1 protein-coding gene is annotated in these 534 nt (G+C 78.7%); it reads right to left on the bottom strand.

The features are described from left to right. Positions 1-534: Lhr family helicase (locus MXD58_RS24810; protein WP_518478676.1), on the bottom strand; the 534-nt coding region annotated here is incomplete at both ends.

Here is a 534-nt window from a genome sequence, read left to right as displayed (position 1 = left end):
GGGCAGCGCCGCCCCGTAGGGGTTCGCCGGATCCGTCGCGGCCAGGACCAGGCCGCTGACCTGCGCCTGCGACGATCGGGTCGAGGTCCTCGCCCCGAGGCCCGTCGGCGGCCGGGCAACGCGGTCGTCGTGGTCGTCCCGACTCGACGCCCAGGCCGGGGCGGCGGCCGCGTCCCGCTGGGCACCGGAGATCGCCCGCAGCCGGTCGACCGCCCCGGGTACGGCGAACTGGGCCGCGCCGAGCGACTCGACGAAGTAGCCACGCCGGGCCCGCCCGGCGTCCTCGAACGCGCTGAGCACCCGGTACACCGCGGCGAACCCGCCCGGTGGGTGCTCGGCGGTCACGGCGCCGCGGGTCACGATGCCGTGCCGGTCGAGCAGCGCTTCGGCCTGCGCGTGACCCCGCCGGGTGGGATCCTCGTCACGTTGCGGCAACAACGACCAGCGGCCGGCCGTGCTGGGAGGCCCGGTCCGGCGCGGCAGCACCGGCCGACCGTATCGGGCCTGCCGGGGGCGGGGTGCGCGCCGCCGGCC

Source organism: Frankia sp. AgKG'84/4 (assembly GCF_023242965.2).
Taxonomy (GTDB): domain Bacteria; phylum Actinomycetota; class Actinomycetes; order Frankiales; family Frankiaceae; genus Frankia.
The sequence above is the reverse complement of the archived record's forward strand: the minus strand, read 5'-3'. Positions and strand labels throughout refer to the sequence as shown.